Genomic DNA, 26,819 nt, shown 5'->3' on the forward strand with positions numbered 1-26,819 from the left:
CAGATGGCGTCTCACGAACCACGGACGGCTGCGACGAACTGGGCGCGCTACGTGGCCTACGTCGGTGGCCACCGGCGCTGGTTCCTGCTCCTGGCCGCGCTCATCCCACTCGACGTCGGCACCCAGCTCGTCGCGCCGCAGGTCGTGCGCCGGTTCATCGACGCGGCGGTGGGCGGCCGGTCCCAGGCCGAACTGGCCGGGTACGCCATGGTCTTCGTGGTGCTCGCGGTCGTCCGGCAGGTGCTGTCGACGGGCACCGGCTGGGTCTCCGGCCGGGTCGCCTGGCGGACGACCAACGAGGTGCGTCATGACCTGCTCGCGCACGTCCTGCGGCAGGGGCCGACGTTCTTCCTCCGGCACCCGCCCGGGGAACTGGTCGACCGGATGGACGGCGACGTCACCCGGCTGGCCAAGCTGATGTCCGAACTCGTGCTCGACATCGCCGTCCAACTGCTGATGATCATCGGCATCGTCGTGGCGCTGTTCCTGCTCGACTGGCGGTACGGCGCGCTGTTCACCCCGCTCGCCCTGGTGATGCTCCTGCTGCTGCGGCGTCTGCTCGGCCGCGCGGTGCCGCTCATCGCCGACCGTCAGCGGGCGGAGGCGGGACTGCTCGGCTATCTCGAGGAGAACCTGACCGGGCGGGAGGACCTCAACGCCAACGGCGGGACGACGCACGCCCTCCAGACGGCCTGGGAACGGATCACGCACCACTACCGGCTCGCCCGGCGGGCCGCCCGGGCTACGGTCACCTGGCCGGCGGCCGTCCAGGCGCTCACCGCCGTCAACCTCTGCGCGGCCCTGGCCACCGGCGTGTGGCTCAGCCAGAACCGGGGGGCCAGCGTCGGCACCGTCTTCGCCGGGCTGTCGTACGCGATCCTGCTGCGGATGCCCCTGGTCAGCATCACCTCGCGGTTCCAGGACGTGGAGAACGTCCTGGGCAGCGTCCGCCGCATCGAGGAACTGTTCGGCGAGGCGCACATCGTCCCCGACGGCGGCGGCGTCCTTCCGCCCGGACGCGGCGCGGTGAGCTTCACCGGCGTCAACTTCGCCTACGACGACCGTCCGGTGCTGTCGGACGTCTCGTTCACGATCCCGGCCGGCCGCCGGGTGGCGCTGGTCGGCCGCAGCGGCGGCGGGAAGTCGACCATCCTGCGGATGCTGTTCCGCCAGTACGACCCGCAGGCCGGGACGGTCTCGGTCGGCGGGGTGGACGTCCGGCAGCTGGACGTCGACGCGCTGCGCTCCCGCATCACGCTCGTCACCCAGGACGTGCACGTCATCGCCGGCACGCTGCGCGACAACCTGACCTTCTACGACGACCGGTGGTCCGACGAGCAACTGCGCCGCTCGGTGGAGGAGGTCGGCCTGGACACCTGGTACGCCGCCCTGCCCGACGGCCTCGACACGCGGATCGGGCCGGGCGGAGCCGGGCTGTCGGCCGGTGAGGAGCAACTGCTCGCGCTGGCTCGGGCGCTGCTGACCGACCCCGACATCGTGCTCCTCGACGAGCCGTCGGCCCGCCTGGACCCGCATGCGGAGCGGCGGCTGCGCCGGACGATGGAACGGTTCATCGAGGGCCGCACGGCGCTCGTCATCGCGCACCGGCCCGAGACGCTCACCATCGTCGACGACGTGATGGTGGTCGAGGAGGGACGGGTCGTGAGCCTGACGCCCCGGCCCGACCCGACGGACGGCACCGACGAGCCGGCCGACCAGCGGTTCCCCGTGGGGCGGTCCTGACATGACCACGACGGGTGCCGGCCGGGCACGCCTGCTGTTGGCCGGTCGCGGACGCCGGTACGCCGTGCTCGCCGCCGTGTGGGCGGTGCTGCGCCTGGGCATGCTCGCCCTGGGACTGCTGATGCAGACGGCATTCGACTCGCTCAGCGGCCAGTCGACCGCCGGCCTGAACCTGTGGAGCGTCGTCGCGCTCGTCGCCGGCATCGAGGCCGCACGCATCTCGTTGCAGTTCAGCACGGTCGTGCCCTGGCTCGAACCGCGCATGCAATACCACACCGTCGGCGCGTTGCGGATGTCGTTGTTCGAGTCACTGCTCGAACCGCCACCGCAGGCCGCCCACGGCAGCGTGGGCGAGGCGGTCGCGACCGTCGGCACCGACGCCGCCGACGCCGGCTTCTTCGTGGTGTGGTCGCCGATCAACATCGCCCGCTGGCTCTTCGCGGTCGCCGCGATCACCATCATGATGCGCATCGACGTGCTCATCACACTGAGCATCCTCGGACTCTTCGTGCTGATCGTGGCGCTGATGCGCCTGGTGCACGGGCGGATGGTGGCCTACCGCGAGCAGAGCCGCGCCCAGACCGCACGGGTCACCGAGGCGCTGCGCGAGGTGACGGGTGTGGCGCTGGGCGTACAGGCCGCGCGGGCCGAGAAGGCGGTCACCCGGCACCTCGACCGGCTCAACGCCGACCGGGCCCGGGTCGCCATCGCCGAGGAACTCGCCGTCGTCGTGCAACGCAGCACCCTGCTGAACGCCGCTCCGCTCGGCACCGGGGTCGTGCTGCTGATCGCCGCCCCGGCCCTCAGCAGCAACCGGCTGTCCATCGGCGACATGGTGCTGTTCACGTTCTACCTCCAGCTGCTTGTCGACACCCTCGCCTCCCTCGGCGTGCTCACCGTCCAGTTGCAGCGCGTGCTCGTCGCGCTGCGCCGGATGACGGCGATCACGGGTGGCCGGCTGCACCCACGGCACGGGATGGACCTCGATCACGGCCGCCCCGGTGCGATGACAGGTGTCCCGCCGCGGCAACCGCCCCCGCCGCCCGCCGCGGGCCCGCCCACGATCACGGTCACGGACCTCACCGCCCGGCACGAGGGCGCGGCCCAGGGGCTGGCCGGCGTCGGCTTCACGATGCCGGCCGGGCAGTTGACGGTGGTGATGGGCCAGGTCGGCGCGGGCAAGACCACGCTGCTGCGTGCCCTGCTCGGTCAGGTGCCGGGGGCGACAGGTGAGGTGCGCTGGGACGACGTCCCGCTGCCCGCCGACCGCCGCGCGGTGCTCGTGCCGCCCCGGTGCGCGTACACGCCGCAGGTGCCGCGACTGTTCACCGGCACCATCCGGGAGAACATCCTGCTCGGGCTACCGGAGGACCGGCTGGCCGAGGCGGTGACCCGGTCGGCGCTCGACGCCGACCTGACGGCGATGCCCGACGGGCTCGACACGGTGATCGGGCCCCGCGGCCTGCGCCTCTCCGGTGGCCAGGCACAACGGGTGGCCGTGGCGCGGATGCTCGTGCGACGCACCCCGTTGGTGCTCTGCGACGACGTCTCCAGCGCACTCGATCCCGAGACGAGCGACGCCCTGTGGGAAGGGATCCTCCGCGACGGCGGCAGCACGGTCCTGGCGGTGTCCCACCGGCCCGAGGTGCTGCGCCGGGCCGCCCTCGTCGTCGTCCTGCACGACGGCCGGCTGACGGCGGTCGGGGCCCCGGCGGACCTGCTCGACAGCTCCGACGAGATACGCCGGCTCTGGTCCGCCGTGGCCCACGACTGACCCCATGCGGAGGTACCGATGATCGAGCTAGTGACCCGGCCGGTCCGGTGGGCGATCCGGCGCGGCTACCAGCCCGCCGAGGGCGATCCACCGCCCACCGAGTGCACCGTGGTCCACCCCGGACCGACCGTCGCCCAGTCCGGGATCCCGGTCCGGGCGGTCGCCGCGGCGCTCGGCGACGGCTTCGCCGGTGGGTTGGCGTTGGTCCTGCCGACGTACGTGGGTCGCGCACCACTGTCGAGCCACCGCGAGAGCGTCGAGGAACTCGTCAGCCAGCTCACCGATCTCCCCCCGACGGTCGCCGCCCGCCCGCTCGTGCTGGTCGTCGGCATGCAGTACCGCGACGGCCAGCACGACGAGGCGGTCGAGCGGCTGAGCCGGCTGGGTGAGATCGCCGCCTTCCCGGGCGGGCTGACGTTCGTCGGCATCGCGATGCCCCAGGCCGGGAAGAGCCGGATGCTCAACGCCGCGTTCGCCATGGCCACCGACCTCGGCCTGGCCGGCGTGGCGTGGGTCGACGACGACGTCACGTTCAGCACCGGCTGCATCGGCCGGCTGTTCGAGGACTTCCTCGACCGTGGCGCGCGGGGCTCGGCCGGGGCGAGCAAGGTGCCCCAACCCAACCCCTACGCGGCGGCCCGGCTGCTGCACCGGGGCAAGGGGATCACCAAGACGCCGAAGTTCAGCTACCCGCACGGCTGCTGCATGGTGGTCGACGCCGACCTGGTGGCCCGGGGCATCCCGGACCGCTACACCTGCGAGGACGACTACTTCTGCTTCGCGCTGCTCGACCCGCGCGACGAGAACCCGCTGCACCGTACGCACATCGTCGCGGACGCCGTGAGCTACCACCTGACCGGCGGCCCGGCGGGTGAGATCAGGCGGCGCGTCAACCGCTCGCTCCTGACGGCGGCGGTGCTGATGGCCGACTTCCCCGCCGACGTCGCCGGCCGGTACTGGCGCATGTACTTCTACGGGCTGTGGCCACTGGCGCCCGCCGCCCGGGGCCAGGGTGTCCGCTTCGCGGCGAAGAAGTGGCTGCTCAAGTCGGTCCACTTCGGCTGGTTCTCGACAGTGGCGTTGGGGCTGGCCGTACGCGGCGTCGCCGGCCGGCCCCGACGCGAGATCCCCTGGTCGGCCTACAAGGAACACGCCAAACCAACGGCCTCGTCGGTCCCGTTGTCTCCCACGATCTCCGGAGGGGAACGCGCATGACAGACATCGCGAAATACATCAAGCAGCGCGCACAGGGCAAAGGTGTCCTCAACGTGCTCAGCGGGGTGTCCCGCACCTACCTCAACGGCACCGGAACCAAGACGCTCAGCGACGCCGCCTGGCTCAAGCAGAAGTCCAGCCGCACGCCACCGCAGTTCAGCATGATCGCGATCGAGACGATGAGCGGCTGCAACTACCGCTGCTCGTTCTGCCCGATCGGCACCATCAAGATGCCGTCCGGCCGGATGTCGATGGAGCTCTACGAGTCGCTGCTCGACCAACTCGCCGACTTCACCGGCGTCATCCACCCGTACCTGTTCAACGAGCCGTTGCTGGACCGGCGGCTGCCCGAGATGGTGCGGATGGCCAAGGAGCGCACCAAGGCGTCGATCTCCATCCAGACCAACGGCTCCAAGCTCACCGAGGAACTGGCCGACGAGCTGACGAAGTACGCCACAGTCGTCGTCAACGACTACACCACCGACCTGTCGGTGCTGGAGAAGGTCCGCCAGTACCCGGCACGACCCGAGCTGGTGCTGGTCGACCGCGATCCGGACGCCACCCTCACCAACCGGGCCGGCAACGTGCTGGGGCGGCCGACCGTACTGCTCAACCAGTTCTGCGTACGGCCGTTCAACGAGTTCTACATCACCCATGACGGCCGCGTCGTCCTGTGCTGCCAGGACTGGAGCGTGCAGGAGGTCATGGGCAACGTCAACGACAACACCATCGAGGAGATCTGGAACAACGAGAAGTACACCGCCCGCCGCGCGAGCCTGCTGCGAAAGGAGCGGACCGACCTATGCGCGAAGTGCGACTTTCCGGGAATCTGAGCACGGTCCCGGCTGCCGCCCCGGTGCTGACGGCGCTCCGGGCGCAGGCCCCCGGGCTCCTGCACGTCGTGGATCCGTACAAGGTGCCGCTGGCCGAGGCGGTCGAGAAGGCACGGGCGATGGCCGACCTCGGTCATCCCGCGCTGCTGGTCGGCAGCACCGACAACCCCGCGTTCGACCAGCGGGTGGCCCCCTACGTCGCCGAACTGCGCGAGCGGACCGACCTGCCGCTCATCCTGCACTTCCCGTCGATCCCCGGGCGGGGCGCCCCGCTCTGTCCGGGCGCCGACGCGGTGCTGGTGCACGCGGTGCTGAACTCCGTGCGGTCCTTCTTCGTCACCGGTGGCCTGGCCGCGACCGCCCGCACCGCGACCGCGCTCGGCCAGGACGGACCCGAACTGCTGCGCTCGGCGTCGTTCGCCTTCGGCACCGACGGCAAGACCCACGAGGCGGTCGGCGCCCGGCCGGCGGCCGAGGACGGCGTCGAACTGCCCCGGCTGGTGGCCGAGGTCGCCGCCGCCGACTTCGACCTCGCCTATCTGCTCTACCGGCACGGCCGGGTCCCCGACCGGGTCCTGCGTGCCTACCGGCGTGGCCTGGCGCCCCAGCAGTTGCTCTTCGTCGGCGGCGGGGTCAGCTCGTACCGTCAGGTCCGCGAGTACCACGACTGCGGCGTCGACTGGGTCGTCGTCGGTAACGGCCTGGAGACCGCCGACTGGCGGGACACCCTGCACGGCATGTCCGGCCGTCCGGGCGGACGGCCCGGCAGCGTCGGTGACCCCGCCGTCCCCCCGGGGATCGCCGCCGAGTTGCAGCGCGGGCTGCGCCGGCCGGTACGGTCCGATCCGGCCGGTCGGCAGGTCTACGCCACGAACGTCGGCCGGCTGCACGAGCTGCTGCCGGCCGTGGTGACCCCGGTGACCTCGGCGGAGGAGGTCGCGCACGTCCTGCGGACCACCCGTGCGGCGGGCACACCCGTCGCGGTGCGGGGAAGCGGACACTCCTTCGGTCGGCAGGGCCTGTCCGACGGCGGGGTACTGATCGTCGGTGAGCCGGGGGACCCCGCCGTCCGGGTGCTCGACGACGGCACCGCCGAGGTGTCCGCCCGGGCTCCCTGGTACGCCGCCGAGCTGGCCCTGAACGCCCAGGGACGCAGCATCCCGGTGCTGACCAACCACCTGACGGTCTCCATCGGCGGCACCCTGTCGGTCGGCGGGTACGGCGAGGGCACGATCACCCATGGCGGCCAGGTCGACCTGGTCCGGCGGTTCCGGCTGGTCCTGCCCGACGGGCAGCCGCGGTGGTGCTCGCCCACCGAGTCGCCGGAGCTGTTCCGCTACGGCATCGGGGCGCTCGGCACCCTGGGCGTGCTGGACCGGGTGGTGCTGCGCACGGTCGAGCACCAGCGGCTCACCACCATCGCCACGCAGCGGCATCCGTCCCTGACCGCCCTGGTGGACGAGGTCGGGTGGATGGCGCAGGAGCCGTGCTCGCCGGTCGACCTCTTCTCCGCCCAGCACTACGAGGGCGGTTTCATCGCCACGTACGGGATGCGGGGCGGCCCGCTGCCGCGGCGGCTGGAGGGACGGGCCGAGACCCGCGTCGAGGCCGACTGGCCGCTGCGGTCCATGCGGGAGTCCCGGCGCAACCCGGCCGACCCGTCGGTGCACTTCATCTGGGCCGACTACTGCCTGTCGTTGCCGGCCGCGGCCGAGTTCGCCCGCTTCCTCGAAGCCGGGATCCTGGCGACCCCCGGCTACCGGGAGGGCGGTGGCCGGCTGCTCATGCTCGGCGTGCACCGGCCCGAGCAGCGTCCGGGCGTGCCGTTCACCCCGGCGGCCGGTCTGCGGGGCCTGGCGCTCGGCTTCGGGCTGTACTTCAGCGTCCCGCGCGGGGACCGGCCCGCCGTCGACCGGGTGCAGGCCATGCACCGTCGGGTGCTGGCCGAGTGCCTCTCGCTCGGCGGGCGGCCCTACCTCGCCGGCTGGTACGACCTGGACGAGGCGGACCTGCAGTCGATGTACGGCGACGACCTCACCGCCCTGCGCCGGCTACGCCGGGAACTGGACCCGCAGGGTCTGTTCAACCAGGGACTGCTGGCATGACACCGCGAGCGCGACGGAGGGAGTGGGCATGACCCGCAGCGTGCAGGTCATCTCGATGCGCACCTGGGGAGAGCTGGGGAACCTCCTGGCCGGCCGGACACTCGCCGCGACCCTGGCCGCCGGCCTCGACGACGTCGACGTCACCGTCGTCGAGGCCGAGACGATCTTCCCGCAGTTCGCCGAGGCCGGTGCCGCCATCCGTGAGCTGGTGGCGGCCCGGCTGCCCGCCGACGAGGTCCGGGCCGGCTACCTGAGCCTGATGGCCGACTTCACCGACCGGCTGCCGGACGGCCTGGACGACGACCCGGTGCCGGCGGCGACCGCCGACCGGCTGACCGCCGTCGTCGAGCACTTCGCCCGGACGAAACCGGACCTGGTGATCGGCACCAAGGGGGTGATCTCCCGGCTGAGTCACGCCGCGTTGCGGGTCGCGGACCTGCCGATCCCGGTGGTCAACTACGTGACCAACGAGGGGCTGCTCCGGCTGCCGGTGCACCGGGCCCCGCACCTGCCGGTGCACCTGGTGCAGTTCGACCGGGCCAGGGACTACCTGATCCGCGAGCACGGGTACCGGCCCGAGCAGGTCGTGCCGGTCGGCCGGCTGCTCGCGCAGACCCAGGCCGCCCAGGTCTTCGAGGGTGCCGCGCAGGCGGGCCGCATCGGTGGTGTCGACGCCGACGCCATGGAGTCGGCGCTGGCCGAGGCGCGTACCCGGGTCCTGATCCTGTCCAACCGGGGCGGTCGGGAGTATCTCGCCGCCGTCGAGCGGATCGCCGGCGCCCACCCCGACGCGGCGCTGGTCTTCATCGCGTACAACAATCCGGCGATGGCCGCCGAGGCGGCCGAGCTGCTGACCGAGTTGAAGGTGCCGGCCTGGCAGACCTTCGACCGGCTGGCGCAGGGCGACTACCTGCGGTACCTGGCGTGGCTGCACGCCGCCGACGCGCCGCTGTTCATCTCCAAGACCGGACCGAACTCCATGCTGGAGGGCCTCTACTTCGGCATTCCGCAACTGCTGGTGCGGTCCGGTCTGCCGATGGAGGAGTGGGTCGGCCCGTTCCTGGAGGAGCACGAGGTCGGCCGCGGCTTCGACCGGATGGAGGATCTGGTCGACGTCGCCGTCCGTTGGGTGGGTGACCCGGACGAGCTGCCCCGGCGTCGCCGCCGGGCGGCGGCCCTCGCCCGTACGCTGCTCGACCCGGAGAGGGCCCGGCGGCGGACCGTGGCCGCCGTCGCCGCGGTGCTCGACGGCGGGCCGGTGCGGATCGACGAGGAGGCCCCGTGCTGTCCGGAGTGAGCGGCCTGGACGACGAGTGGGCGGTCGCGCAGCGCGTCCTGCTGGACCGGGTCACCGACCGGCTCGCCGGGACCGGCATGACCCCGGCCGGGCTGGAGTACGTCCGCCAGATGAAGGGCTATCCGCGGATTCCCTACTTCGCCGCGCTCTGGGTGCCGGACCCGGCACTGCGGCAGGAGTTGGGGATCGCGATCTGCACCCACGCGATGGGGATCAAGCTCGTCGACGACCTGATGGACGGTGACCAGCCGATCCGGCCCTGGGACCAGATCCTCGGCATGTTCCTCACCCAGAGCAGCACGGCGACCTTCGGCGCCCACCACCGGCCGGCCGAGGTGCTGCGTGTCTTCGACGAGGACTACGGGGTGATCTGGCGGGAGCAGATCAACGAGGCGGAACGCCCGGCACACGACCTGGACAGCTGGATCCACTACGCCAGCATCAAGTCGGGTCGGATGATGATGTGCTACGCCTCCGCCGCCTGCCTCGCCGCCGACGTCGTGGACCGGCTGCCCGCCGCGCGCGCCTTCTGCGAGGCGTTCGGCGTCCTGTTCATGATCGGTGACGACATCCGTGACCACCGCGACCTCGGAGAGGCCGGTGGCAACCTGTGCCACCTGATCCGTAGCGGGCGGGTGAGCCGCGACGCGGCCGTCGCGGCGACCCGCTGGTGGCGCGCGGAGGCGTTGCGCGCCCTGGCGGAGTTCCCGCCCGAGTTCCCGATCGCCGGCTTCATGGCCGACTTCGCCGACCGCCTGATCACGTTTCTTCTGGAGGACGACCGTGTTGACATTTCCTGATTTCAAGGCCGAGATGGACGCCAGCCAGGCGCGGGTGGTCCAGCGGTGTCTCACCGAACTCACCAGCCTGGGCATGTCCCGGCAGGGGCTGGATTTCGTGCGCGAACTCCCCGGCTACCCGCGTACGCCGTACTACACGACGCTGTGGGTGCGCGACCCGCGGGTGCGCGCCGACCTCGGGGCCGGGGTGTCGATCCACGCGGTCGGCGTGAAGCTGATCGACGACCTCATCGACGACGATCAGCCCCTCTCGCCGCGTGACCAGATCTTCGGGGTCCAGTTGCTCTCGGTCGGCACCACGCTGCTGGCCAGCCACGAGCGCCCGGTCGAGGTGCTGAAGACGCTCGAGGACGACTACCGGGACATCTGGCGGCAGGAGATCGTCGAGGTCGCCGCGCCCCGGCCGACCACCGTCGAGTCCTGGATCGCGGCGGCCCGGATCAAGGCCGGGGTGATGCTCGCCAACTACGCCGCGGTCAACTGCCTCGCGGGCGGGGTTCCCGAGCTGGTGGGGCCGGCCCGGGAGTTCGGTGAGGCACTGGGCGTGCTCTACATGATCGGCGACGACGCGGTCGACTTCGCCGAGATCCACGAGCGCGACGGGAACCTCGCCCACCTGGTCGCCTCGGGCGCGGTCGACGTCACCGACGTCGCCGCCGCGATCGACGAGTGGCGCGACCGGGCCGTCGCGGCGGCACGGCAGGGCGACCCGGTGTGCGGCCTGGTGCCGTTCTTCGACCACTTCGCGGTGAAGCTCAAGGGCCTGCTCAGCCGGCCGGCGGCGACCGTCTGATGACGCCACACCAACCGCTCGCCCGGCTGCTGGCCGGGAAACTGGTGGATCCGGCACCCGAGGGCTGTCAGCGGGACTTCGGCCGGCTCCACTGCCGGGAGCCGCAGGCGGTCGTCTTCCCGGCGGGTGTCGCCGACGTGCAGGAGACGGTGCGGTACGCCCTCGCCGGTGGACTGGCGGTCGTCGCCCGGGGTAACGGGTGCAGCAGCAACGGGCAGAGCCTCACCGACAGCCTGCAACTGGACACCACCGCGTTGGACCGGATCGAACTGGTCGGGGCGGCGACGGTACGGGTCGAGTCGGGGGTGCGCTGGGGAACTCTGCACCGCTGGTTGCACGAACACGGCCTCGCCCTGCCGGTCGTGACCAGCAACGAACACGCCACGGTCGGCGGGACGCTGTCGGTCGGCGGGTTCGGGCCGACGTCGCCCTTCGTCGGCTCGGTCGTCGACCAGGTGACGGCGCTGGACGTCGTCACGGGTGACGGCACGCTCGTGCACGCGACCGCCGACGGGCCGCACCCGGAGTTGTTCTGGTACGCCCTCTGCGGCCTCGGCCAGGTGGCGTTGATCGTCCGGGCCGACCTGCGGGTGGTCCCCGCCGAACCGGCCGTCCTGGTCCGTCGGCTCGGCGGCGACGACCTCGCCACGGTGGCGGGGCAGGTGTGGGACGACGAGCGGCTGCGGGTGTGCCGCACGGTGTACTCCACCGCCGCCCGCCGGTGGAAGGTCGAGGTCGGCCGGGCGGCGTCCGACGCGCCGGCCGGGCCGGACGAGAGCCTGGTGGCCGACTACCACCAGCGGCTGTTCGAGGCGGAGGCCGGATTCTCCGTCGGCATCGCCCGCGCCCAGGTCGCCGCGGGTCTGCTGGCGGACGACGCCGAGGCGCGTCGGCTGTGGAGCGACTTCTTCCTGCCGATGGAGAACGCTGACGCCTTCTTCGCCGGGGTCCGCGACAGGTTCGCCGATCCCGCGGTGATCCCGGTGGTAAACGGCACTTTCCTGCGTCCCGGGGCCCGGCCCCGGCCACCGCTGAGTCCGCTGCCCGCCGCCGACCGGGTACGCACGTTCGGCTTCTACTGCATCGTGCCTCCGGATCGGGTCGACGCGTACCGGGAGCACTTCGACGCGGCGGGGGCGCTCTGTCACGACCTCGGCGGCCGGGTCTACCTGCACGGCTACCACCGGGTGGAGCGGGACTTCTACCGGGCCCAGTTCGGTGCGTCGACCGTCGACAGGTGGCGGGAGGTGAAGCGCCGCTACGACCCGGGCACCGTGCTCGGCCCACGGTTGCCGATCTGATCCGTCCCGTGGCCCGGCCCGCGTGTCCGTCCGCGCGGTGTCGTCGGCGTCGGGCCCGGACCGGGTCACGTCGGGGGCGGTCTCCGGCCGGTCGCCCACCCCGCGCGTCCTCGTGGGGTGGACGGCGGTCCGATCCGACCCATAATCGAAGTAGATCGATTAGTGTTGGTGCTTGCGAGGTGCACCGAAACCCCGTGCCGGCCGGCATCCTCGCTCCGCCGCGCAGCCGTGCGCCGTCCCCGGAGGAACCACCGTCGTCATGAGACCCAAGAGCAGCCTTCTCGGTGCCGCAGCGGCGGCGGCTGTTACGCTGGCCGCCGCCCTGGGCGGTGTCGGCGCACCCACCACGGCCTCGGCCGGCACGACCCCGTCCTCCAGCACCGCCGTGCCGGGCAGTCCGGCACCCAGCACCGCCGTGCCGGGCAGCCCGCCGCCGAGCGGAGCCGCCTGCACCGTCAGGTACTCGGCCTACACCTGGGACACCTACCTGACGAGCAGCATCACCATCACCAACACCGGCGTCACCACGATCACCTCCTGGCGGCTGACGTTCCCGCTGCCCACCGGGCAACGCATCACGACCGGCTGGAACGCGGTGTACTCGCCGTCGAGTGGCACGGTCACGGCCCGTGGCCACGACGACCACGTCACCATCGGGCCGGGCGGGGCGATCGCCATCGGGTTCGTGGCCGACCACACCGGTGACACCGGCAGTCCCACCTCGTTCACCCTCAACGGGACGCCCTGCGCGCTCGGCTGAGCCGTCGGTCAGGCGGCGGGTCGATCCGCAGGTCTCAGTGGGCCGACGGCGGCCAGCGGTGCTCCCGCCAGGCGTGCCAGGTCGGGAATCCCGCCGGGGGAGCATCGAGGGGTTCACTGCCGTCGAGTTCCCCCGGGGTGGGGACGTCGAGACCGGCGGCCCACCCGGCGAGTTCCCCGTCCGACATGGGCCAGGTCGTGTGCGGCGCGTCGGCCTGGCGTCGGTCACGCCGCCTGCGCTGCTCGGACGGGGTGAGAGTGAAGTAGTGCAGCTCCACCCGAGCGCCGAGGTCCGCTGAGGCCCGGCGCAGGGCGGAACGCTCGTCGCGGCTCCACAGGCCGAAGTCGAGCACGACGTTGGTGCCGAGTTCGAGAGCGCGCAGCCCGATCTGGATGAGCCGCCCCTCGATCACGGCCCCTGCCAGTGGCGGATTCCCGGGTCCGTAGAGCGCCTTCACCCACTCGTCCTTCGTCAGCCGAAGCGCGTCGTGCGCGGTCTCGATGTGCCGCGCCGCCGTGGTCTTCCCGGTGCAGGGGAGCCCCACGGTCAGGAACAGTGTCGGTCGCCCCATCGTCGCCTCCTGGCTGGCCGCCCCAGCATCGCCCACCTGTGCGCATGCCGCTCGCGATTTCGGGCGACGGACCCTGCCCCGGTCAGTCGACGTACTCGTCTTCGAGGGTGGGGATCACCGGCGACAGAAACCGGTCGGCGTGTTCGGTGACGGCTCCCCGGGCCAGCCGGTGGACCCGGAAGGCCAGTTCGTGCCCGGGGTCCTCGTCGTCGTGGACGTGCAGCAGCCCGTACGACCCCGGGGCGAGACGACCGATCCCGGTGAACAGTTGGATGACGTCGGTGTCCCGGCCGCCTCGGTGGTTGCGGAACCCGCCGAGATGAACGTGGTACGCGCCGTTGACCGGGCGGAGATCCACCAGTCCGGGACCGGTGTACCCGTTGAGCAGTTCCTGGATTTCGTCGAGGCGCAGAGGTGGTTCGTCATCGACCGCGTCGGCTGTCGAGCGGAGGGTGATCCACCCGTGGTACTCGAACATGGCAGAAGTGTAGGACGACCGGCCCGTCAGGCCGCTGCGTCATCGCCCGACGGGGCGGTGCGGCGCAGTTCGCGTAGGACGCCGTGGCGGTGCAGGGCCCAGGTGAGGCGGGGAACGCTCGGGTGCCGGACGAACAGCACGGCGGCGCGACGGAGCAGGCCGACCCGGTTGGCGTCCACCCGGCTCTCGACCGTCTGCCAGAGCAGCGCGCGCACCCGGGCGTCGTCCAGCACGGCGCGTACCTCACGCCGCACCCGGGGGTCCTCGGCCGCCGAGGTGATCGCGGCAGCCTGACCCGGTCTGTCGGCACGCGGTCGCACCACCGCCGCGAGGAGCGGGCGGCGTACCTCGTCGCGTTCCAGCAGCAGCAACACCGCCTCCCGGATCTCGGTCGTGTCCAGGCTGGACCGCAGCAACCGCAGCAGGCTGCGTTCCACCTCGTGGTCGTGCTTCGGAACGGAGAACGCGGCCAGGAGCAGCGCCACCTCGTCGAGGTCGACGACGTGGCGCACCCCGTCGCGGAACTCCGGCAGGCCCCAGGCGGCCTGCAACGCCGTCACGAGATCGCGGTTCACGTCCACCGGCTACCCGCAACCGGCAACCGGTGAAACCCGGACCCGTCGATCCACCGGGCCGACCTGATGCGGTTGATCCGGCGGGCCGCGACCGGGTAAGGGTGGTCCGCGTCCGGGTCAGGCGGCGGCCTGCCGGGGGCAGAGCATCGGGTGCAGCAGCCGGGACAACTCGTCGACGTCGGCGACGGGTCGTCCGAAGCTCACCCTCGCCCGTCGGGCCGCGCCGGGCCGACCGTACGCGACCGTCAGGCCGTACCTGTCGATCCGGACCACCCGGGGCGACTCGGCACCGGAAAGCTTCAACTGCCGGCGCAGGTGGGCCGCGACCTGCTCGGCGTGGTGGTCGGCCAGGTCGGCCACCAGGTCGGCCTCGGCCGCGTGCAGCGGGTCGGGCTCGGCCTTCGCGTACGCCTGCGGATCGATCAGCCGCGTCGCGCCGGCACGTTCCCAGCGGGCCTCGCTCACCGCGAACCGGTGCAGCGCGAACCGGCTGCCCACGTCGAGCAGGTCACCTGTCGGTCGGACGGCGGCGAAGTCCATTGCGGCCTGTCGTGCCTCGTCGCCGTCGAGGGGTTCGGCCCAGCCGGACAGCCAGGCCCGGCCGAGCGACGGCGCGCCGGCGGTGGGCGGCAGGTCGAGCACGTCGAGGACCGTGGCGACGTCGGTGTCCCCGGTGGGTGGGGTGAGCGCCGTGGCGAGGTCGCCGGGCACCGGCACCAGCAGCAGCACCCGGCCCTGCGGGTCGGTGGCGTGCCGGACCTGCTGGGGGCCGGGGGTGCGGGCCAGGTGAGCGAGGGCGGGCAGGTGGCCCGCGACGAGGGTGCGCACGATCTCCGCCGGGCTGGGTCGCATGATCCCGATCTCCTCAATGTAGGTTAGCCTTACCTAACTCGTAGGCTAGACCATCCGATCGGAGACGTCGAACGTGAACCACCCCCGTCCCAAGGCCCGGCTCTCCCGTGCCCTCGGCATCCCGCTGACCCGCAAGTGCGTGCGCTACTTCGAGCGGCGTCCCTACCCACCGGGCGTGCACGGCCGCAACCGGCGCAAGACCTCCGACTACCAGGTGCGGCTGCTGGAGAAGCAGCGGCTGCGCCACCAGTACAACGTCAGCGAGGCCCAGCTGCGCCGGACGTTCGACGAGGCCGCCCGGGGCGTCGGGAAGACCGGCGAGTCGCTGGTCGCCCTCCTGGAACGGCGACTCGACGCGGTGGTGCTGCGGGCCGGGCTGGCCCGCAGCATCTACCAGGCACGTCAGCTCGTCGGGCACGGCCACTTCAGCGTCGACGGACGCAAGGTCGACCGGCCCTCGTACCGGCTGCGGCCCGGCCAGGTGGTCGCGGTACGCGAGCGCAGCCGCGCCCTGCCGCCGTTCCAGCTCGCCGCCGCCGGCGCGCACGCCGACGACCGCCCCCGGCCGTACCTGTCGGTGGAGCTGACCGGGCTGCGCGTCACCCTGCTGCGCGAGCCCGCCCGGCACGAGGTCCCGGTGATCTGCGACGAGCAGCTCGTGGTCGAGTTCTACTCCCGCTGAGCGGTCTGCGGCGACCCGGTCCACCGCGCGTGCCGCCGGTGCGGCACCGGCGGGTCGCCGCCGGCCACCACGGACACCGGCGCGTCGCCGGCCCGGGTCGGCGACGCGCCGGCGCGGGCGGTCCACGCCGCCCACAGGCGGGCATAGCTGCCGCCCGCCGTGACCAGGTCGGCGTGTGGCCCGCTCTCGACGATCCCGCCGTGTTCCATGACGACGACGTGGTCCGCGGTCACGGCCTGGGTGAGGCGGTGGGCGACGACCAGGGCGGTGCGCCCCGCCAACGCCGCGGCGGCGGCCTGTTCGAGATCGCGCGCACCCGCGCTGCCGGCTTCCGCGGTCGCCTCGTCCAGCACCACGACCGCCGGGTCGAGCAGCACCACCCGGGCGAGCGCCAACTGCTGTGCCTGCGCCGCGGTCAGCGGGTGGCCGCCCTCGCCGACCACGGTGTCCAACCCGTCGGGGAGGGCGAGCGCCCAGGACAGGGCACCGACCCGGTCCAGGGCTGCGGTGAGCTCCTGCGGCGAGGCCTCGGGGCGGGCCAGCCGCAGGTCCTCGGCGAGCGGGCCGGCGAACACGTGGGTCTCCTGACTGACCAGGGCGATCGTCCGGGCGGGCAGCTCGGGGACGGGGACGCCGCCCAGGGTGGCCACGCCGTGCCCGGGTCGCAGGACCCCGGCGGCGATCGACGCGACGGTGGTCTTCCCGGCACCGGTGGAGCCGACCAGCGCGACCACCCGGCCCGCCCCGACCCGCAGGGAGACGTCACGCAGCACCGGCGTGGCCCCGTCGTAGCTGAAGCTGACGCCGTCCAGCACCAGGTCGTGCGTCGCGGGCGCGGTGCCGCCCGCGCGACGGTCCGGGTCCGTGCCCAGCACCCCGACGAGACGGGCCAGGCTGGCCCCGGCGTCCTGCGCCTTGTCGAAGGTGACCATCAGTTGCAGGACCGGGCCGAACAGCCGGTGCAGCAGCAACGCCGCCGCCGACACCTCGCCGAGGGTCACCGCCCCCCGGCGTACGAGCAGGAACCCCACCACCAGCACCGCCCCGAGCGCGGCCAACTCCGCCCCGTTGATCCGTCCCACGAACCGGGTGTAGAGCGCGAACACGCTCGTCGAGAGGTCCCGGGCACGGGCGGAGGCGTCCGCGATGCCGGCGAGGTGGCGGTCCTCCAGCCGGTAGGCGTGCACCGTGCTGACGCCCTGCACGCTCTCGACGAACCGCTGGGACCGGGACGCGATGGCGACCCGCTCGGCCGCGTAGGCCGGCGCGGCCCGGGGGAGGTACCACCGTGCGCCGAGCACGTAGAGCGGGACGGCGACCGCGCCGGCCAGCCCGAGCCGCCAGTCGATGCCGACGATCGTGCCGAGGCTGATCGCCGCCAGCAACAGGGCCGAGACCAGGGTGGGCAGCACCTCGGTGACGGCCCGGTCGATGGCGCTGACGTCCGCGCCGACCCGCGAGACCAGGTCGCCCCGGCCCGCCCGGTCGAGCACCGCCACGGGCAGCCGCAGCGCGACGTCCAGGGTGCGTTCGCGCAGGTCGGCGAGGATGCCAGCACCCAACCGGCGGATCAGGTGGGCGCTGACGCCGGTGGCCGCACCACCGACGACCGCGGCGGTCACGATGAGCACGGCGACCGGGACGAGCACACCGGTGCCGCCCCCGGCGCGGACCCGGTCGACCAGCAGGCCGAAGGCGTAGGCGGGAACGATGGCGGTGGCGGCGGCGAGCAGCCCGACGACCAGCGTGCCGACGGCGACGGCCCGGCGGGCCCGCAGTTGCGCGCCGAGCCACGCCCTGCTCTCGCGGGGGCTGGCCACGGGCAGGGTCGGGGACGTCACCGCAGCACCGCCCGGCGGTAGCTGTCGTCGTGGGTGACGAGTTCGGCGTGCGCGCCCTCGGCGGCGACGACGCCGTCGGCCACGAACACGACCCGGTCGGTGGCGGCGAGCAACGTCGGACTGCTGGTGATGACGACGGTGCCGTACCCGCCGTCCGACCCGTGGCGCAGCGACCGGATGCCGTCGGCGACGGCCTGTTCGGTGACCGCGTCGACGGCGGTGGTCGGGTCGTGCAGGACCAGCAGCGGCGGTCCGGCGAGCAGTGCGCGGGCGAGCGCGACGCGTTGGCGCTGGCCACCGGAGAGGTTCGCGCCGCGTTCGGTGACCGGCATGCCCAGGCCCGCCGGATGCAGGTGCGCCACCTCGTCGGCGGCAGCGGCGCGCAGTGCCTCGTCGAGCCGTCCGCCGTCGTCGTGCGGGGCGACGTTCGTGGCGAGGGTGCCGCTGAACAGGTCGGTGCGGTGCGGTTCGCTGTGCAGCAGGTGGCGCGCCCGGTCCCGGTCCACGGTCTCCAGGCGTTCGCCGCCGAGCAGGACGTCACCCGAATGGCCGTCGGGCACCGCCAGCAGCCGAGCCAGCGCCTCGGCGTCCGCCGGCCGGGAGGCCACCACGCCGACGAACTCCCCGGCGCGGACGTGCAGGTGCAGACCGGCCAGCGGGCCGTACGTCACGTCGGTCAGGCGCAGCTCGCACCCGTCGGGCGCGGCGGTGCCCGGCGGCAGGACCACGTCAGCCCGCAGGACGGCGGCGACCCGGTCCGCCGCCGCGCGGGCGGCAGCCGTCCAGCCGGGGACGACCGCGAGCACGCCGAACGGTTCGACGAGGAACTGTGCGGAGCCGATCACCGTGATGAACTGGCCGACGGTGATGCGGCCGGTCAGCGCGAACCAGCCCGCCAGGAGCGCGATGCCCCCGGCCAGCAGGTTGCTCAGCATGGTGGACGCGCCCAGGTACGCGTTCTGGGTCCGGGAGGCGCGCAGCGTGGCCGCCAGGCTGCGGCGGCTCACCCGGCGGTACCGCTGCGCTGCGGCGTCCTGCGCGCCGATGCCGCGCAGCGGGCGCAGCCCGGTGACCAGGTCGGTGGCGAGCGCGCTGGCCCGACCGGCCTGGTCCTGCTGTTCCCTGACCCGCCTGGCGATCAGCGGGGCGGTGCGGGTGAGGACCGCCAGCACGACCGGGATGGCGATCAGCACGGTCAGCCCGAGCGGCGTCGAGATCAGCAGCAGCGCGACCGCGCTGACCGTGACCGCCACCAGCGCGCTGGTGACCCGCGGGATGTGGTCGAGCAGGTAGGAGGTGTACTCGGCGTCGGTGGTGGTGACCGCGAGCAGGTCGCCGGTGTGCCGCCCGGTGCGCAGCACGCGCGGGTGGAGGATCTTCGCCGCCAGTTCGACCCGCAGTTGGTGGCCCTCCTCGGCGATGGCCCGTTGCAGGTGCCGCGCGCCGAAGCGGTACGTCACCACCAGGACGAGATAGACCAGCGCCAGGGTCGCGGTCCAGCCGAGCAGCGCGGTCACCGCGCCGGTGGCCACGGCCCGGTCGACGATGACGCCGATGAGGATCGGCACCAGGGCCGCGCAGAGCTGGTAGACGCCGGCCAGTGCCGTGCCGGTCCAGAGGCGTCGCCCGTTGCGGGCGACCGCCCGGCGCAGGACGGCAGCGCCGGTACTTACCTTGCTCACTACGTAGAACCCCCTGGTCAACGGCTCAGGAACGTGGAGTACTTTACCGATCAAGTTTTAGGTAAGCCTGTCCTTACTATGTGAGTTGGAGTACTCCGCATGCGCCCCACCCGGCTGCTCACCGGCATCGTCGCGGTCGCCACCACGCTCGCCCTCGCCGCCTGCGGCGGGTCCGCCGGCACCGACGAGGAGCCCGCCGCGTCCGGGTCCGCGACGGCGACCTTCCCGCTGACCGTCACCCACGCGCTGGGCACCACCACGATCGCGAAGAAGCCCGAGCGGGTCGCCACCGTCAACTGGGCCAACCACGAGGTCCCCCTCGCCCTGGGCGTCGTCCCGGTCGGCTACGCCAAGGCCAACTTCGGCGACGAGGACGGCGACGGGCTGCTGCCCTGGGACGCCGCGCGGCTCAAGGAACTCGGCGCGTCGACCCCGGTGCTGTTCGACGAGACCGACGGCATCGACTTCGAGGCGGTGGCGAACACCAGACCGGACGTCATCCTCGCCGCCTACTCCGGCCTGACCAAGCAGGACTACGACACCCTGACGAAGATCGCGCCGGTCGTCGCGTACCCGCAGGCGCCCTGGGCCACGTCCTGGCGCGACAGCATCAAACTGGAGAGCAGGGCCCTCGGCCTGGCCGCCGAGGGCGACGCGCTGATCGCGAAGATCGAGAAGCAGATGAAGGACGAGGCGGCCCGCTACCCGAAGCTGGCCGGCCGGTCGGTGATGTTCCTGACCCACCTCGACCCGACCGACCTCAGCAAGATCAGCTTCTACACCACGAACGACACCCGGGCCCAGTTCTTCACCGACCTCGGCATGACCCACCCGGAGAGCATCGCGAAGGCCTCCGCGACGACCAAGGAGTTCAGCCTCACCCAGAGCGCCGAGCAGGTGCAGAACCTCAGCGACGTGGACATCATCGTGACCTACGGCGACGCCGACGGCACCACCCTGGCCACCCTCCAGAAGGACCCGCTGCTGTCCAAGATCCCGGCGATCAGGCGCGGCTCCTTCGTCTCCCTGCCCGGCAGCACCCCCGTCGCCACCGCCGCCAACCCGACGCCGCTCGGCGTCTCGTACGTCCTCAAGGACTACGTCGACCTGCTCGGCAAAGCCGCCGACAAGCTCTGATGACCGCTCTGACGACATCCGGGCCGGACGTCGCCCCGCGGCGACGCCCGGCCCGGACGCGGCTGACCTGGCTCCTGGTCGTCCTCGCCGCGCTGGCCCTGACCCTGGTCGCGTCGGTGGCCTTCGGTTCCCGGATCGTCGGCTGGGCCGACATCACCGCCGCGCTCGGCGGCGCCCAGGACACCCTCGACCAGGCGGCCGTGGTCAAACGCCTGCCCCGTACGGTGCTCGCGGCCCTCGTCGGCGCGGCCCTGGCCCTCTCCGGCGCCGTGATGCAGGGCGTCACCCGCAATCCGCTCGCCGACCCGGGCATCCTCGGGGTGAACATGGGCGCGATGCTGGCCATCGCGGTCGGCATGGCCACCGTCGGCCTGTACACCGCCACCGCGTACATCTGGGTCGCCATCGCCGGGGCGGCGGTGTCCTCGCTGTTCGTCTACGCGGTCGGCTCGCTCGGTCGCGGCGGCGCGACCCCGCTCAAGATCGCCCTGGCCGGGGCGGCCACCTCCGCCGCCCTCGCCTCGCTGGTCGCCGCGGTCGTGCTGCCCCGCGGCGACATCGCCGAGAACTTCCAGTCCTGGCAGGTCGGCGGCGTCGGCGGGGCCAGCTGGGACAGCATCGGCCAGGTCCTGCCGTTCCTGCTCGCCGGGCTGGCCGTCTGCCTGCTGTGCGCCCGGGCGCTGAACTCCCTCGCGCTCGGCGACGACCTCGCCGCCGGTCTCGGCGAACGCGTCGCCCTGGTGCGGGGGATCGCCGCCGCCGGCGCGGTGGTGCTCTGCGGCGCGGCCACCGCGGTCGCCGGACCGATCGCCTTCGTCGGCCTGGTCGTGCCGCACCTGTGCCGACTGCTCGTCGGGCTCGACCACCGCTGGCTGCTGCCGTTCGTGACCCTGGTCGGCGCGGCGCTGCTGACCGTCGCGGACGTCGCCGGACGGGTGGTCAACCGCCCCGACGAGATCGAGGCCGGCATCATCACCGCCCTGATCGGCGCACCCTTCTTCATCTACATCGTCCGCCGGCAGAAGGTACGCGAACTGTGAGCACCACGACCCTGGCGGCCGTCACCCGCGGCCGGGTCCGGCGTGACCGACGACGCCGCGCCGTGCTCGCCGCGCTCACCCTGGCGGTGGCCGCGATGGTCGTCGTCTCGCTGATGGTCGGGCGGACCTTCTACCCGGCCGGCGACGTGCTGCGGGTGATCCTCGGCGAGACCGTGCCCGGAGCGTCGTTCACCGTGGGCGAACTCCGGCTGCCCCGCACGGTCCTGGCCCTGGCGACCGGCCTCTGCTTCGGCATGGGCGGGGTCACCTTCCAGACCATGATGCGCAACCCGCTCGCGAGCCCCGACATCATCGGCATCAGCTCGGCCGCGAGCGCCGCCGCGGCCTTCGCCATCATCGTGCTCGGCCTCGGCGAGACCGGCGTCGCGGTCTTCGCCATCGTCGCCGCGCTCGGCGTCGCCGTGCTCATCTACCTGCTGTCGTTCACCGACGGTGTGGCCGGCACCCGGCTGGTGCTGATCGGTATCGGCATCGCCGCCATGCTCAACAGCGCCACCGCGTACATCCTCAACCAGGCCGGCCAGTGGGACCTGCAGGCGGCGACCCGCTGGCTCAACGGCAGCCTCAACGGCTCCACCTGGGACGAGACCCTTCCGGTGCTGGCCGCCCTGGCCGTGTTCGGTCCGGTGCTGCTGAGCCGGGCCCGCAGCCTGACCATGCTGCAACTCGGCGACGACACCGCCGCGGCGCTCGGCACCCGGCTGGAACGTACCCGGCTGGTGGCGATCGTCGCGGCCGTCGGTCTGATCGCGTTCGCCACCTCGGCCACCGGGCCGATCGCGTTCGTGGCCTTCCTGGCCGGGCCGATCGCCGCCAGGCTCGTCGGGGCCGGCGGCTCACCGCTGCTGCCGTCCGCCCTCGTCGGCGCGCTGCTGGTGCTGGTCGCCGACTTCCTCGGCCAGTTCGCCTTCGACATCCGCTTCCCGGTGGGGGTGGTCACCGGGGTGCTCGGTGCCCCGTACCTCATCTACCTGCTCGTCCGCACGAACCGCGCCGGAGGCTCGCTGTGACCACCGACCACGCCCTGACGACCGAGAAGCTGACCGTCGGCTACGGCGACCGCGTCGTCATCGAATCGCTCGACCTGCTCGTGCCGCCCGGCCGGATCACCGCGATCGTCGGCGCCAACGCGTGCGGGAAGTCGACGCTGCTGCGGTCGATGTCGCGGCTGCTCGCCCCGCGCACCGGCCACGTCATGCTCGACGGCCGCCAGGTGCACCGGATGCCGGCCAAGGAACTCGCCCGCACCCTCGGCCTGCTGCCCCAGTCGCCGATCGCGCCGGAGGGCATCACCGTGGCCGACCTGGTGGGCCGGGGCCGCAACCCGCACCAGCGGCTGCTGTCCCGCTGGAGCAGGGACGACGACCGCGCGGTCGCCGCCGCCCTCGACGCCACCCACACCGCCGACCTGGCCGACCGGTCGGTCGACGAACTCTCCGGCGGCCAGCGCCAACGGGTGTGGATCGCGATGGCGCTGGCCCAGCAGACCGAGCTGCTGCTGCTCGACGAGCCCACCACCTTCCTCGACGTCAGCCACCAGGTCGAGGTGCTCGACCTGCTCACCGACCTGAACGCCACGCGCGGCACCACCATCGTGATGGTGCTGCACGACCTGAACATGGCGGCCCGCTACGCGGGCCACCTCATCGCGCTCGCCGACGGCGGCCTGTACGCGGCCGGACCGCCGGCCGAGGTGCTGACCGAGGAGTGCGTACGGGCCGTCTTCGGCCTGGACAGCCGGGTCATCGTCGACCCGGTCTCCGGCCGGCCGCTGATGCTGCCGATCGGCCGTCACCACGTCTCGGTCGCGCGCGCCTAGCCTTCACCGACCTGGCGGTGGACCATCCGGACGCGCGGTCGGGCGGCTCGCCCGCACGCTCCACCGCCCGTCGGTGCGGGTGAGGCGGATGGGATGGTCGAAGCACTTGCTGACCTGGTCGCTGGTGAGGACCTCGTCGGCGGGGCCCGCCGCCAGCGGGCGTCCGTCGCGCAGCAGCATGACGTGGGTCGTCCCCGGAGGAAGTTCCTCCAGATGGTGGGTGACCAGGACGGACGCGAGCTGCGGGTAGGTGTCCTGCAGCGCGTCGAGCCGCTCGATGAGCTGTTCCCGGCCGGCGACGTCGAGGCCGGTCGCGGGCTCGTCGAGCAGCAGCAGGCGGGGCCTGGGCATCAACGCGCGGGCGATGAGCGTGCGGCCCCGTTCCCCCTGCGACAGGGTGGGCCACCGCGCCCCGTGCCGCTCACCGAGGCCGAGCAGGCCGATCAGCCGGTCGGCCTCGACGACCTGCTCCGGCGTCGGCTGCCATCGGGGGACGCGGTCGTTGGTGTTGGTCAACCCGGTCAGCACGACGTCGCGCACGGTGAGCGGCGAACCCGGGTCGTGCCGTGGATTGACGTGGCCGACGTAGGAACGCAGCTCCCGCAGGTCGACCCGGCCGAGCCGGTGACCCAGCACCTCGACGGTGCCCCGGGTGGGATGGGCGACCGCCCCGAGGAGGCTGAGCAGGGTGCTCTTGCCCGCCCCGTTCGCACCGAGCAGCGCCCAGTGCTCGCCGGCTCGCACCGTCAGCGAGACCTCGGACAGGATCGGCCTGCCGTCGCGGACGACGGCCGCGTCCGTCACGCACAGCACCGGCGGCGCGGTCACGGGGAAACCGTGGGGCAGCGGTCGGGCAGCATGCGGAAACCGTAACAACAGCTCCGAGGTCAGCCCGGTCGGATCTCCCGGGGTGGGACGGGCCCCGCCCGGGCAACCGGCTTTGCGACAGGTACCTTGTTGTGGCAAGGTAGTGGCATGCAGGCCGACCCGATGCTCGTCGCGTTGCGGCGCGGCCTGCTCGAACCGCTCGTGCTCGCCGCCGTCGAGTCCCGGCAGCGCTACGCGGCGGAGATCCTCGCCGCGTTGCGGGAGGTGAACTTCCCCGCTCAGGAGGGCACGCTGTATCCGCTGCTGAGCAAGCTCCGGCGGGACGGGCTGGTACACCACGAGTGGCGGGAGTCGCCGTCCGGGCCGCCCCGCAAGTACGTCCTGCTCACCGACGCCGGCAGGCAGCGGCTCGCCGCGTTCCGGGAGCACTGGAACGACCTGACCCGCATGATCGATTCGGTTGGACGATGACCATGGACGATCCCACCGCCATCCGCCTCACCGGGCACACCGCGGCCTGTCCCGCCACCCGCGAGGCGTACGACGCCCTGCGCGGGTATCTCGACGACGCCCGACGTGCGCTGCGCGGCGACCCGGACGCCGACGAGATCGTGCGTGACCTGGAGGCCGCCGTCGGCGACCGGCTGGATCCGGGCGGCGACCCGGTGACCGGTGCCCGGATGACCGCGATCCTGGCCGAACTCGGGCCGGTGCGGCCGGCGCACCCCGCGCCGGCCGAGGTCGGGGGAGCGGTACGCGGCCGGTTCTGGTGCCGGATCAGCGAGGGCGGGTGGTTCGGCGGCGTCTGTCTCGGCCTCGCGGCGTACGGCGGATTCCGCGTCGACTGGGTGCGCACCGTCGTGCTGCTGCTGACCCTGGTCACCGGTGGGCTGCTCGCCGTGGCGTACCTCGTCGGGCTGCTCGTGCTTCCCGTCGTCCCGACGGTGGCCGACTACGAACGCCGACGGGACGCGCCCCGACCCGGCTGAGCCGGGGGCGGCGGGGCCCGCGGGCGGTCGGGGCCCGGCCGGAAACGGACCCGGCCCAGGGCGGGGCAGCCCTGGGCCGGATGAGTGGCGCGTCGTCGATCAGGCGATCTTGATGTCGCTGCACCACATGTAGGTCTGGTCCGCGTGCGACGCCTTCCAGATGAAGAACAGGACGTGGCTTCCGGTACGCGACGACGGGATCGAGACGTTGAACGAGATGTTCTGCGCCGGCGCGTACCGCCCGGTCGTGGTGATCAGGTCGAGGTTGCCCCACCCGACCGTCTGGGTGGCCGGGTTGAACCCCTGCTTGGTGACGTAGACCCGGAAGAAGTCCGCACCGTGGCTGGCCTGGTCGTACATCTGGACCGTGAGGTTGCGGCTGACGGTGGTCGCCTTCCACGCCCCGGCCTTGTTCAGCGAGTTGTTCCGGGACAGGGCGTTGCTGCACAGCTGCCCGTCCGGGGTGCTGGGCTGGTACTGGCCGGCCAGGCCGTCGCGCAACGCGCTCATCCAGTTCCACATGGTGTCCGGGTTGGCCTGCCACGCCTGCCAGCACATCGGGTCCTGCTGCTGCATGGCCGGGTTGGTGTGCTGGCTGCCCCAGGTCTGCCAACACTGGTACGCCCGGGTCGCCGGGTTGATGATCGTCCCGTGCGCCTGGGCGGGGCTGGTCATGGGCAGCGTACCGACCACCATGGCGAACATCAGGACGAGCGCCTGGAGGGACCGGCGGGCGGTGGACCGGGGACGTCCGCCGGATTGGTCGGACTGGTGTGAACGCACTGTTCATCCTCCATTCGTCGGTACGTGACATCGGGAGGCGAATGCTCCCGAATCCACTGTGGCACCCATACGGCAAAATATCAATGTTGATCGATTTTTAGTCGGATTGGATCGAGGTGTCGGATGTGGTCGAGCTGTCCGGGATCACCTGATCGGCGACGGGCGTGACGGGCCGGGGACACGGCACCACCGGGTGCCGGTCCGACGGTCGGGACCGACCGCTACGCCGCCCGGCGCGTCACAGCTTGGCGGCGGCGTCGTAGCGGCGACGCAGGTCGGCCATCTCCGTCGCGCCGAGCGCCTCCTGCTGCGCCATCGTCGCGTACGCGGGCGGGAACATCTCCCGCAACCGGTCGACGAACCGGACCTCCGCCGTCGCCTCGACGACCGTGATGCCCGGGGGGTCGGTGGACATGTCCATGATCAGCGGGCCGGCCAGCTTGACCGCCACGTCCCAGGGGCGCTTCTGCTCGGCGATCCCGCACAGGTGGAAGCCGTAGACCGTCCGGACGTCGGCGAACGTGGCGGCCCCGGCCGGTTCGTAGCCGTAGACGCGGACCCCGCAGATCACCGGCGGCTTCTCCGCGCCGGCACCCTGCTGGGCGTCGTGCCCGGCGTGCTGGTGCTGGGCCGGGTCCGCCCGTTCCAGCGTGGTACGCATCCGGGCCGTGATCTGCGCCGGCAGATCCGCCGGCTCCGCCCCCGTGCTGCCCCGGTTGGCCAGCACGACCGTGCCGACCGACACCACCAGCAGGATCACCGCCACCCACACCAGGCGGTGCCGGTACCACGCCGAACTCTCTGCGGAACTCATCGCTTCTCACCTCGTCGCCGGTTCTTCTGCTGGCGGACCGACCGTGGCCCGGGGCGTCGAACGCACCGGTCGTCGGGGATGCGTGC

Annotated in this window: 26 protein-coding genes; 17 read left to right on the forward strand and 9 right to left on the reverse strand. The window is 72.6% G+C overall.

Annotation, left to right across the window (positions count from 1 at the left end; all coding sequences use genetic code 11):
- Window positions 1-3: 3 nt before the first annotated feature.
- The 10 genes from B5D80_RS04850 (at window position 4) to B5D80_RS04895 (ending at window position 12,621) form a co-directional block, all read left to right on the forward strand.
- A complete protein-coding gene (locus tag B5D80_RS04850; protein ID WP_088642548.1) occupies window positions 4-1,743 on the forward strand; it encodes an ABC transporter ATP-binding protein in 1,740 nt (579 codons plus the stop codon).
- A 1-nt stretch (window position 1,744) separates the two neighbouring features.
- Window positions 1,745-3,517: an ATP-binding cassette domain-containing protein gene (locus B5D80_RS04855; RefSeq protein ID WP_088642549.1), complete on the forward strand. Its 1,773-nt coding sequence runs from the start codon at window positions 1,745-1,747 to the stop codon at window positions 3,515-3,517.
- An 18-nt stretch (window positions 3,518-3,535) separates the two neighbouring features.
- Entirely contained in the window at window positions 3,536-4,732 is a 1,197-nt protein-coding gene (locus B5D80_RS04860) for a hypothetical protein (protein ID WP_144081582.1), read from the forward strand.
- Window positions 4,729-5,565: a radical SAM/SPASM domain-containing protein gene (locus tag B5D80_RS04865; RefSeq protein ID WP_088642551.1), complete on the forward strand. Its 837-nt coding sequence runs from the start codon at window positions 4,729-4,731 to the stop codon at window positions 5,563-5,565. Before B5D80_RS04860 ends, B5D80_RS04865 begins: the two co-directional genes overlap by 4 nt.
- Complete coding sequence (locus tag B5D80_RS04870) at window positions 5,535-7,670, forward strand: geranylgeranylglyceryl/heptaprenylglyceryl phosphate synthase (RefSeq protein WP_088642552.1); 2,136 nt, start codon at window positions 5,535-5,537, stop codon at window positions 7,668-7,670. Before B5D80_RS04865 ends, B5D80_RS04870 begins: the two co-directional genes overlap by 31 nt.
- A 28-nt stretch (window positions 7,671-7,698) precedes the next feature.
- Window positions 7,699-8,967 carry a glycosyltransferase family protein gene (locus B5D80_RS04875; RefSeq protein WP_088642553.1) on the forward strand — a complete coding sequence of 423 codons (1,269 nt, stop codon included), beginning with the start codon at window positions 7,699-7,701 and terminating at the stop codon, window positions 8,965-8,967.
- Window positions 8,952-9,767, forward strand: a complete 816-nt coding sequence (locus tag B5D80_RS04880; protein ID WP_144081583.1) for an isoprenoid biosynthesis enzyme family protein — start codon at window positions 8,952-8,954, stop codon at window positions 9,765-9,767. Before B5D80_RS04875 ends, B5D80_RS04880 begins: the two co-directional genes overlap by 16 nt.
- Window positions 9,754-10,560, forward strand: coding sequence for a polyprenyl synthetase family protein (locus B5D80_RS04885; protein WP_144081584.1), 807 nt, complete (start codon window positions 9,754-9,756; stop codon window positions 10,558-10,560). Before B5D80_RS04880 ends, B5D80_RS04885 begins: the two co-directional genes overlap by 14 nt.
- Complete coding sequence (locus B5D80_RS04890) at window positions 10,560-11,861, forward strand: FAD-binding oxidoreductase (RefSeq protein WP_088642556.1); 1,302 nt, start codon at window positions 10,560-10,562, stop codon at window positions 11,859-11,861. Before B5D80_RS04885 ends, B5D80_RS04890 begins: the two co-directional genes overlap by 1 nt.
- A gap of 259 nt (window positions 11,862-12,120) precedes the next feature.
- Window positions 12,121-12,621 carry a cellulose binding domain-containing protein gene (locus tag B5D80_RS04895; RefSeq protein ID WP_088642557.1) on the forward strand — a complete coding sequence of 167 codons (501 nt, stop codon included), beginning with the start codon at window positions 12,121-12,123 and terminating at the stop codon, window positions 12,619-12,621.
- 34 nt (window positions 12,622-12,655) lie between these two features.
- Here the strand turns inward: B5D80_RS04895 and B5D80_RS04900 are convergent, their stop codons facing one another.
- From B5D80_RS04900 to B5D80_RS04915, 4 genes are all read right to left on the reverse strand, one after another.
- Window positions 12,656-13,192 (reverse strand): P-loop nucleotide/nucleoside kinase family protein, encoded by a 537-nt coding sequence (locus B5D80_RS04900; protein ID WP_088642558.1) that lies wholly within the window; start codon window positions 13,190-13,192, stop codon window positions 12,656-12,658.
- A gap of 82 nt (window positions 13,193-13,274) precedes the next feature.
- Window positions 13,275-13,670 (reverse strand): Imm7 family immunity protein, encoded by a 396-nt coding sequence (locus B5D80_RS04905; RefSeq protein WP_088642559.1) that lies wholly within the window; start codon window positions 13,668-13,670, stop codon window positions 13,275-13,277.
- Window positions 13,671-13,696: 26 nt separating this feature from the next.
- Window positions 13,697-14,245 (reverse strand): hypothetical protein, encoded by a 549-nt coding sequence (locus B5D80_RS04910; RefSeq protein ID WP_088642680.1) that lies wholly within the window; start codon window positions 14,243-14,245, stop codon window positions 13,697-13,699.
- A 117-nt stretch (window positions 14,246-14,362) separates the two neighbouring features.
- The gene (locus tag B5D80_RS04915; protein ID WP_088642560.1) at window positions 14,363-15,097 is read right to left on the reverse strand and encodes a DUF2470 domain-containing protein; all 735 of its coding nucleotides are present in this window, start codon (window positions 15,095-15,097) and stop codon (window positions 14,363-14,365) included.
- Window positions 15,098-15,170: 73 nt separating this feature from the next.
- On the opposite strand from B5D80_RS04915, the gene rpsD reads away from it, so the two are divergent.
- On the forward strand, window positions 15,171-15,779 hold the full coding sequence (gene rpsD, locus B5D80_RS04920) for a 30S ribosomal protein S4 (protein ID WP_088642561.1): 609 nt from the start codon (window positions 15,171-15,173) through the stop codon (window positions 15,777-15,779).
- Here rpsD and B5D80_RS04925 read toward each other — a convergent pair.
- Window positions 15,767-17,620, reverse strand: coding sequence for an ABC transporter ATP-binding protein (locus B5D80_RS04925; RefSeq protein ID WP_088642562.1), 1,854 nt, complete (start codon window positions 17,618-17,620; stop codon window positions 15,767-15,769). The genes rpsD and B5D80_RS04925 overlap by 13 nt on opposite strands.
- Window positions 17,617-19,302, reverse strand: coding sequence for an ABC transporter ATP-binding protein (locus B5D80_RS04930; RefSeq protein WP_088642563.1), 1,686 nt, complete (start codon window positions 19,300-19,302; stop codon window positions 17,617-17,619). The genes B5D80_RS04925 and B5D80_RS04930 overlap by 4 nt, the downstream gene beginning before the upstream one ends.
- A 99-nt stretch (window positions 19,303-19,401) precedes the next feature.
- On the opposite strand from B5D80_RS04930, the gene B5D80_RS04935 reads away from it, so the two are divergent.
- Genes B5D80_RS04935 through B5D80_RS04950 form a run of 4 tightly spaced genes read left to right on the forward strand, consistent with a single transcriptional unit; the run spans window position 19,402 to window position 23,319 of the window.
- The gene (locus B5D80_RS04935; RefSeq protein WP_088642564.1) at window positions 19,402-20,439 is read left to right on the forward strand and encodes an iron-siderophore ABC transporter substrate-binding protein; all 1,038 of its coding nucleotides are present in this window, start codon (window positions 19,402-19,404) and stop codon (window positions 20,437-20,439) included.
- A complete protein-coding gene (locus tag B5D80_RS04940; protein WP_088642565.1) occupies window positions 20,439-21,479 on the forward strand; it encodes a FecCD family ABC transporter permease in 1,041 nt (346 codons plus the stop codon). Before B5D80_RS04935 ends, B5D80_RS04940 begins: the two co-directional genes overlap by 1 nt.
- Window positions 21,476-22,510, forward strand: coding sequence for a FecCD family ABC transporter permease (locus B5D80_RS04945; protein ID WP_088642566.1), 1,035 nt, complete (start codon window positions 21,476-21,478; stop codon window positions 22,508-22,510). Before B5D80_RS04940 ends, B5D80_RS04945 begins: the two co-directional genes overlap by 4 nt.
- Window positions 22,507-23,319, forward strand: a complete 813-nt coding sequence (locus B5D80_RS04950; protein WP_088642567.1) for an ABC transporter ATP-binding protein — start codon at window positions 22,507-22,509, stop codon at window positions 23,317-23,319. The genes B5D80_RS04945 and B5D80_RS04950 overlap by 4 nt, the downstream gene beginning before the upstream one ends.
- 3 nt (window positions 23,320-23,322) lie before the next feature.
- Here B5D80_RS04950 and B5D80_RS04955 read toward each other — a convergent pair whose 3' ends face one another.
- A complete protein-coding gene (locus B5D80_RS04955; RefSeq protein WP_169733036.1) occupies window positions 23,323-24,147 on the reverse strand; it encodes an ABC transporter ATP-binding protein in 825 nt (274 codons plus the stop codon).
- Window positions 24,148-24,294: 147 nt separating this feature from the next.
- Between B5D80_RS04955 and B5D80_RS04960 the strand changes: the two genes are divergently transcribed.
- Together B5D80_RS04960 and B5D80_RS04965 are read left to right on the forward strand one after the other, a co-directional pair.
- Window positions 24,295-24,618 (forward strand): PadR family transcriptional regulator, encoded by a 324-nt coding sequence (locus tag B5D80_RS04960; RefSeq protein WP_211291401.1) that lies wholly within the window; start codon window positions 24,295-24,297, stop codon window positions 24,616-24,618.
- Complete coding sequence (locus B5D80_RS04965) at window positions 24,615-25,136, forward strand: PspC domain-containing protein (RefSeq protein ID WP_088642568.1); 522 nt, start codon at window positions 24,615-24,617, stop codon at window positions 25,134-25,136. Before B5D80_RS04960 ends, B5D80_RS04965 begins: the two co-directional genes overlap by 4 nt.
- Before the next feature lie 99 nt (window positions 25,137-25,235).
- On the opposite strand, the gene B5D80_RS04970 is transcribed toward B5D80_RS04965, so the two are convergent.
- Both B5D80_RS04970 and B5D80_RS04975 read right to left on the reverse strand, forming a co-directional pair.
- Window positions 25,236-25,919, reverse strand: coding sequence for a lytic polysaccharide monooxygenase auxiliary activity family 9 protein (locus B5D80_RS04970; RefSeq protein ID WP_211291402.1), 684 nt, complete (start codon window positions 25,917-25,919; stop codon window positions 25,236-25,238).
- A gap of 238 nt (window positions 25,920-26,157) precedes the next feature.
- The gene (locus tag B5D80_RS04975; RefSeq protein WP_088642569.1) at window positions 26,158-26,733 is read right to left on the reverse strand and encodes a hypothetical protein; all 576 of its coding nucleotides are present in this window, start codon (window positions 26,731-26,733) and stop codon (window positions 26,158-26,160) included.
- Between the last annotated feature and the right edge of the window lie 86 nt (window positions 26,734-26,819).

This window comes from Micromonospora wenchangensis (assembly GCF_002210435.1).
Classification (GTDB): Bacteria; Actinomycetota; Actinomycetes; order Mycobacteriales; family Micromonosporaceae; genus Micromonospora; species Micromonospora wenchangensis.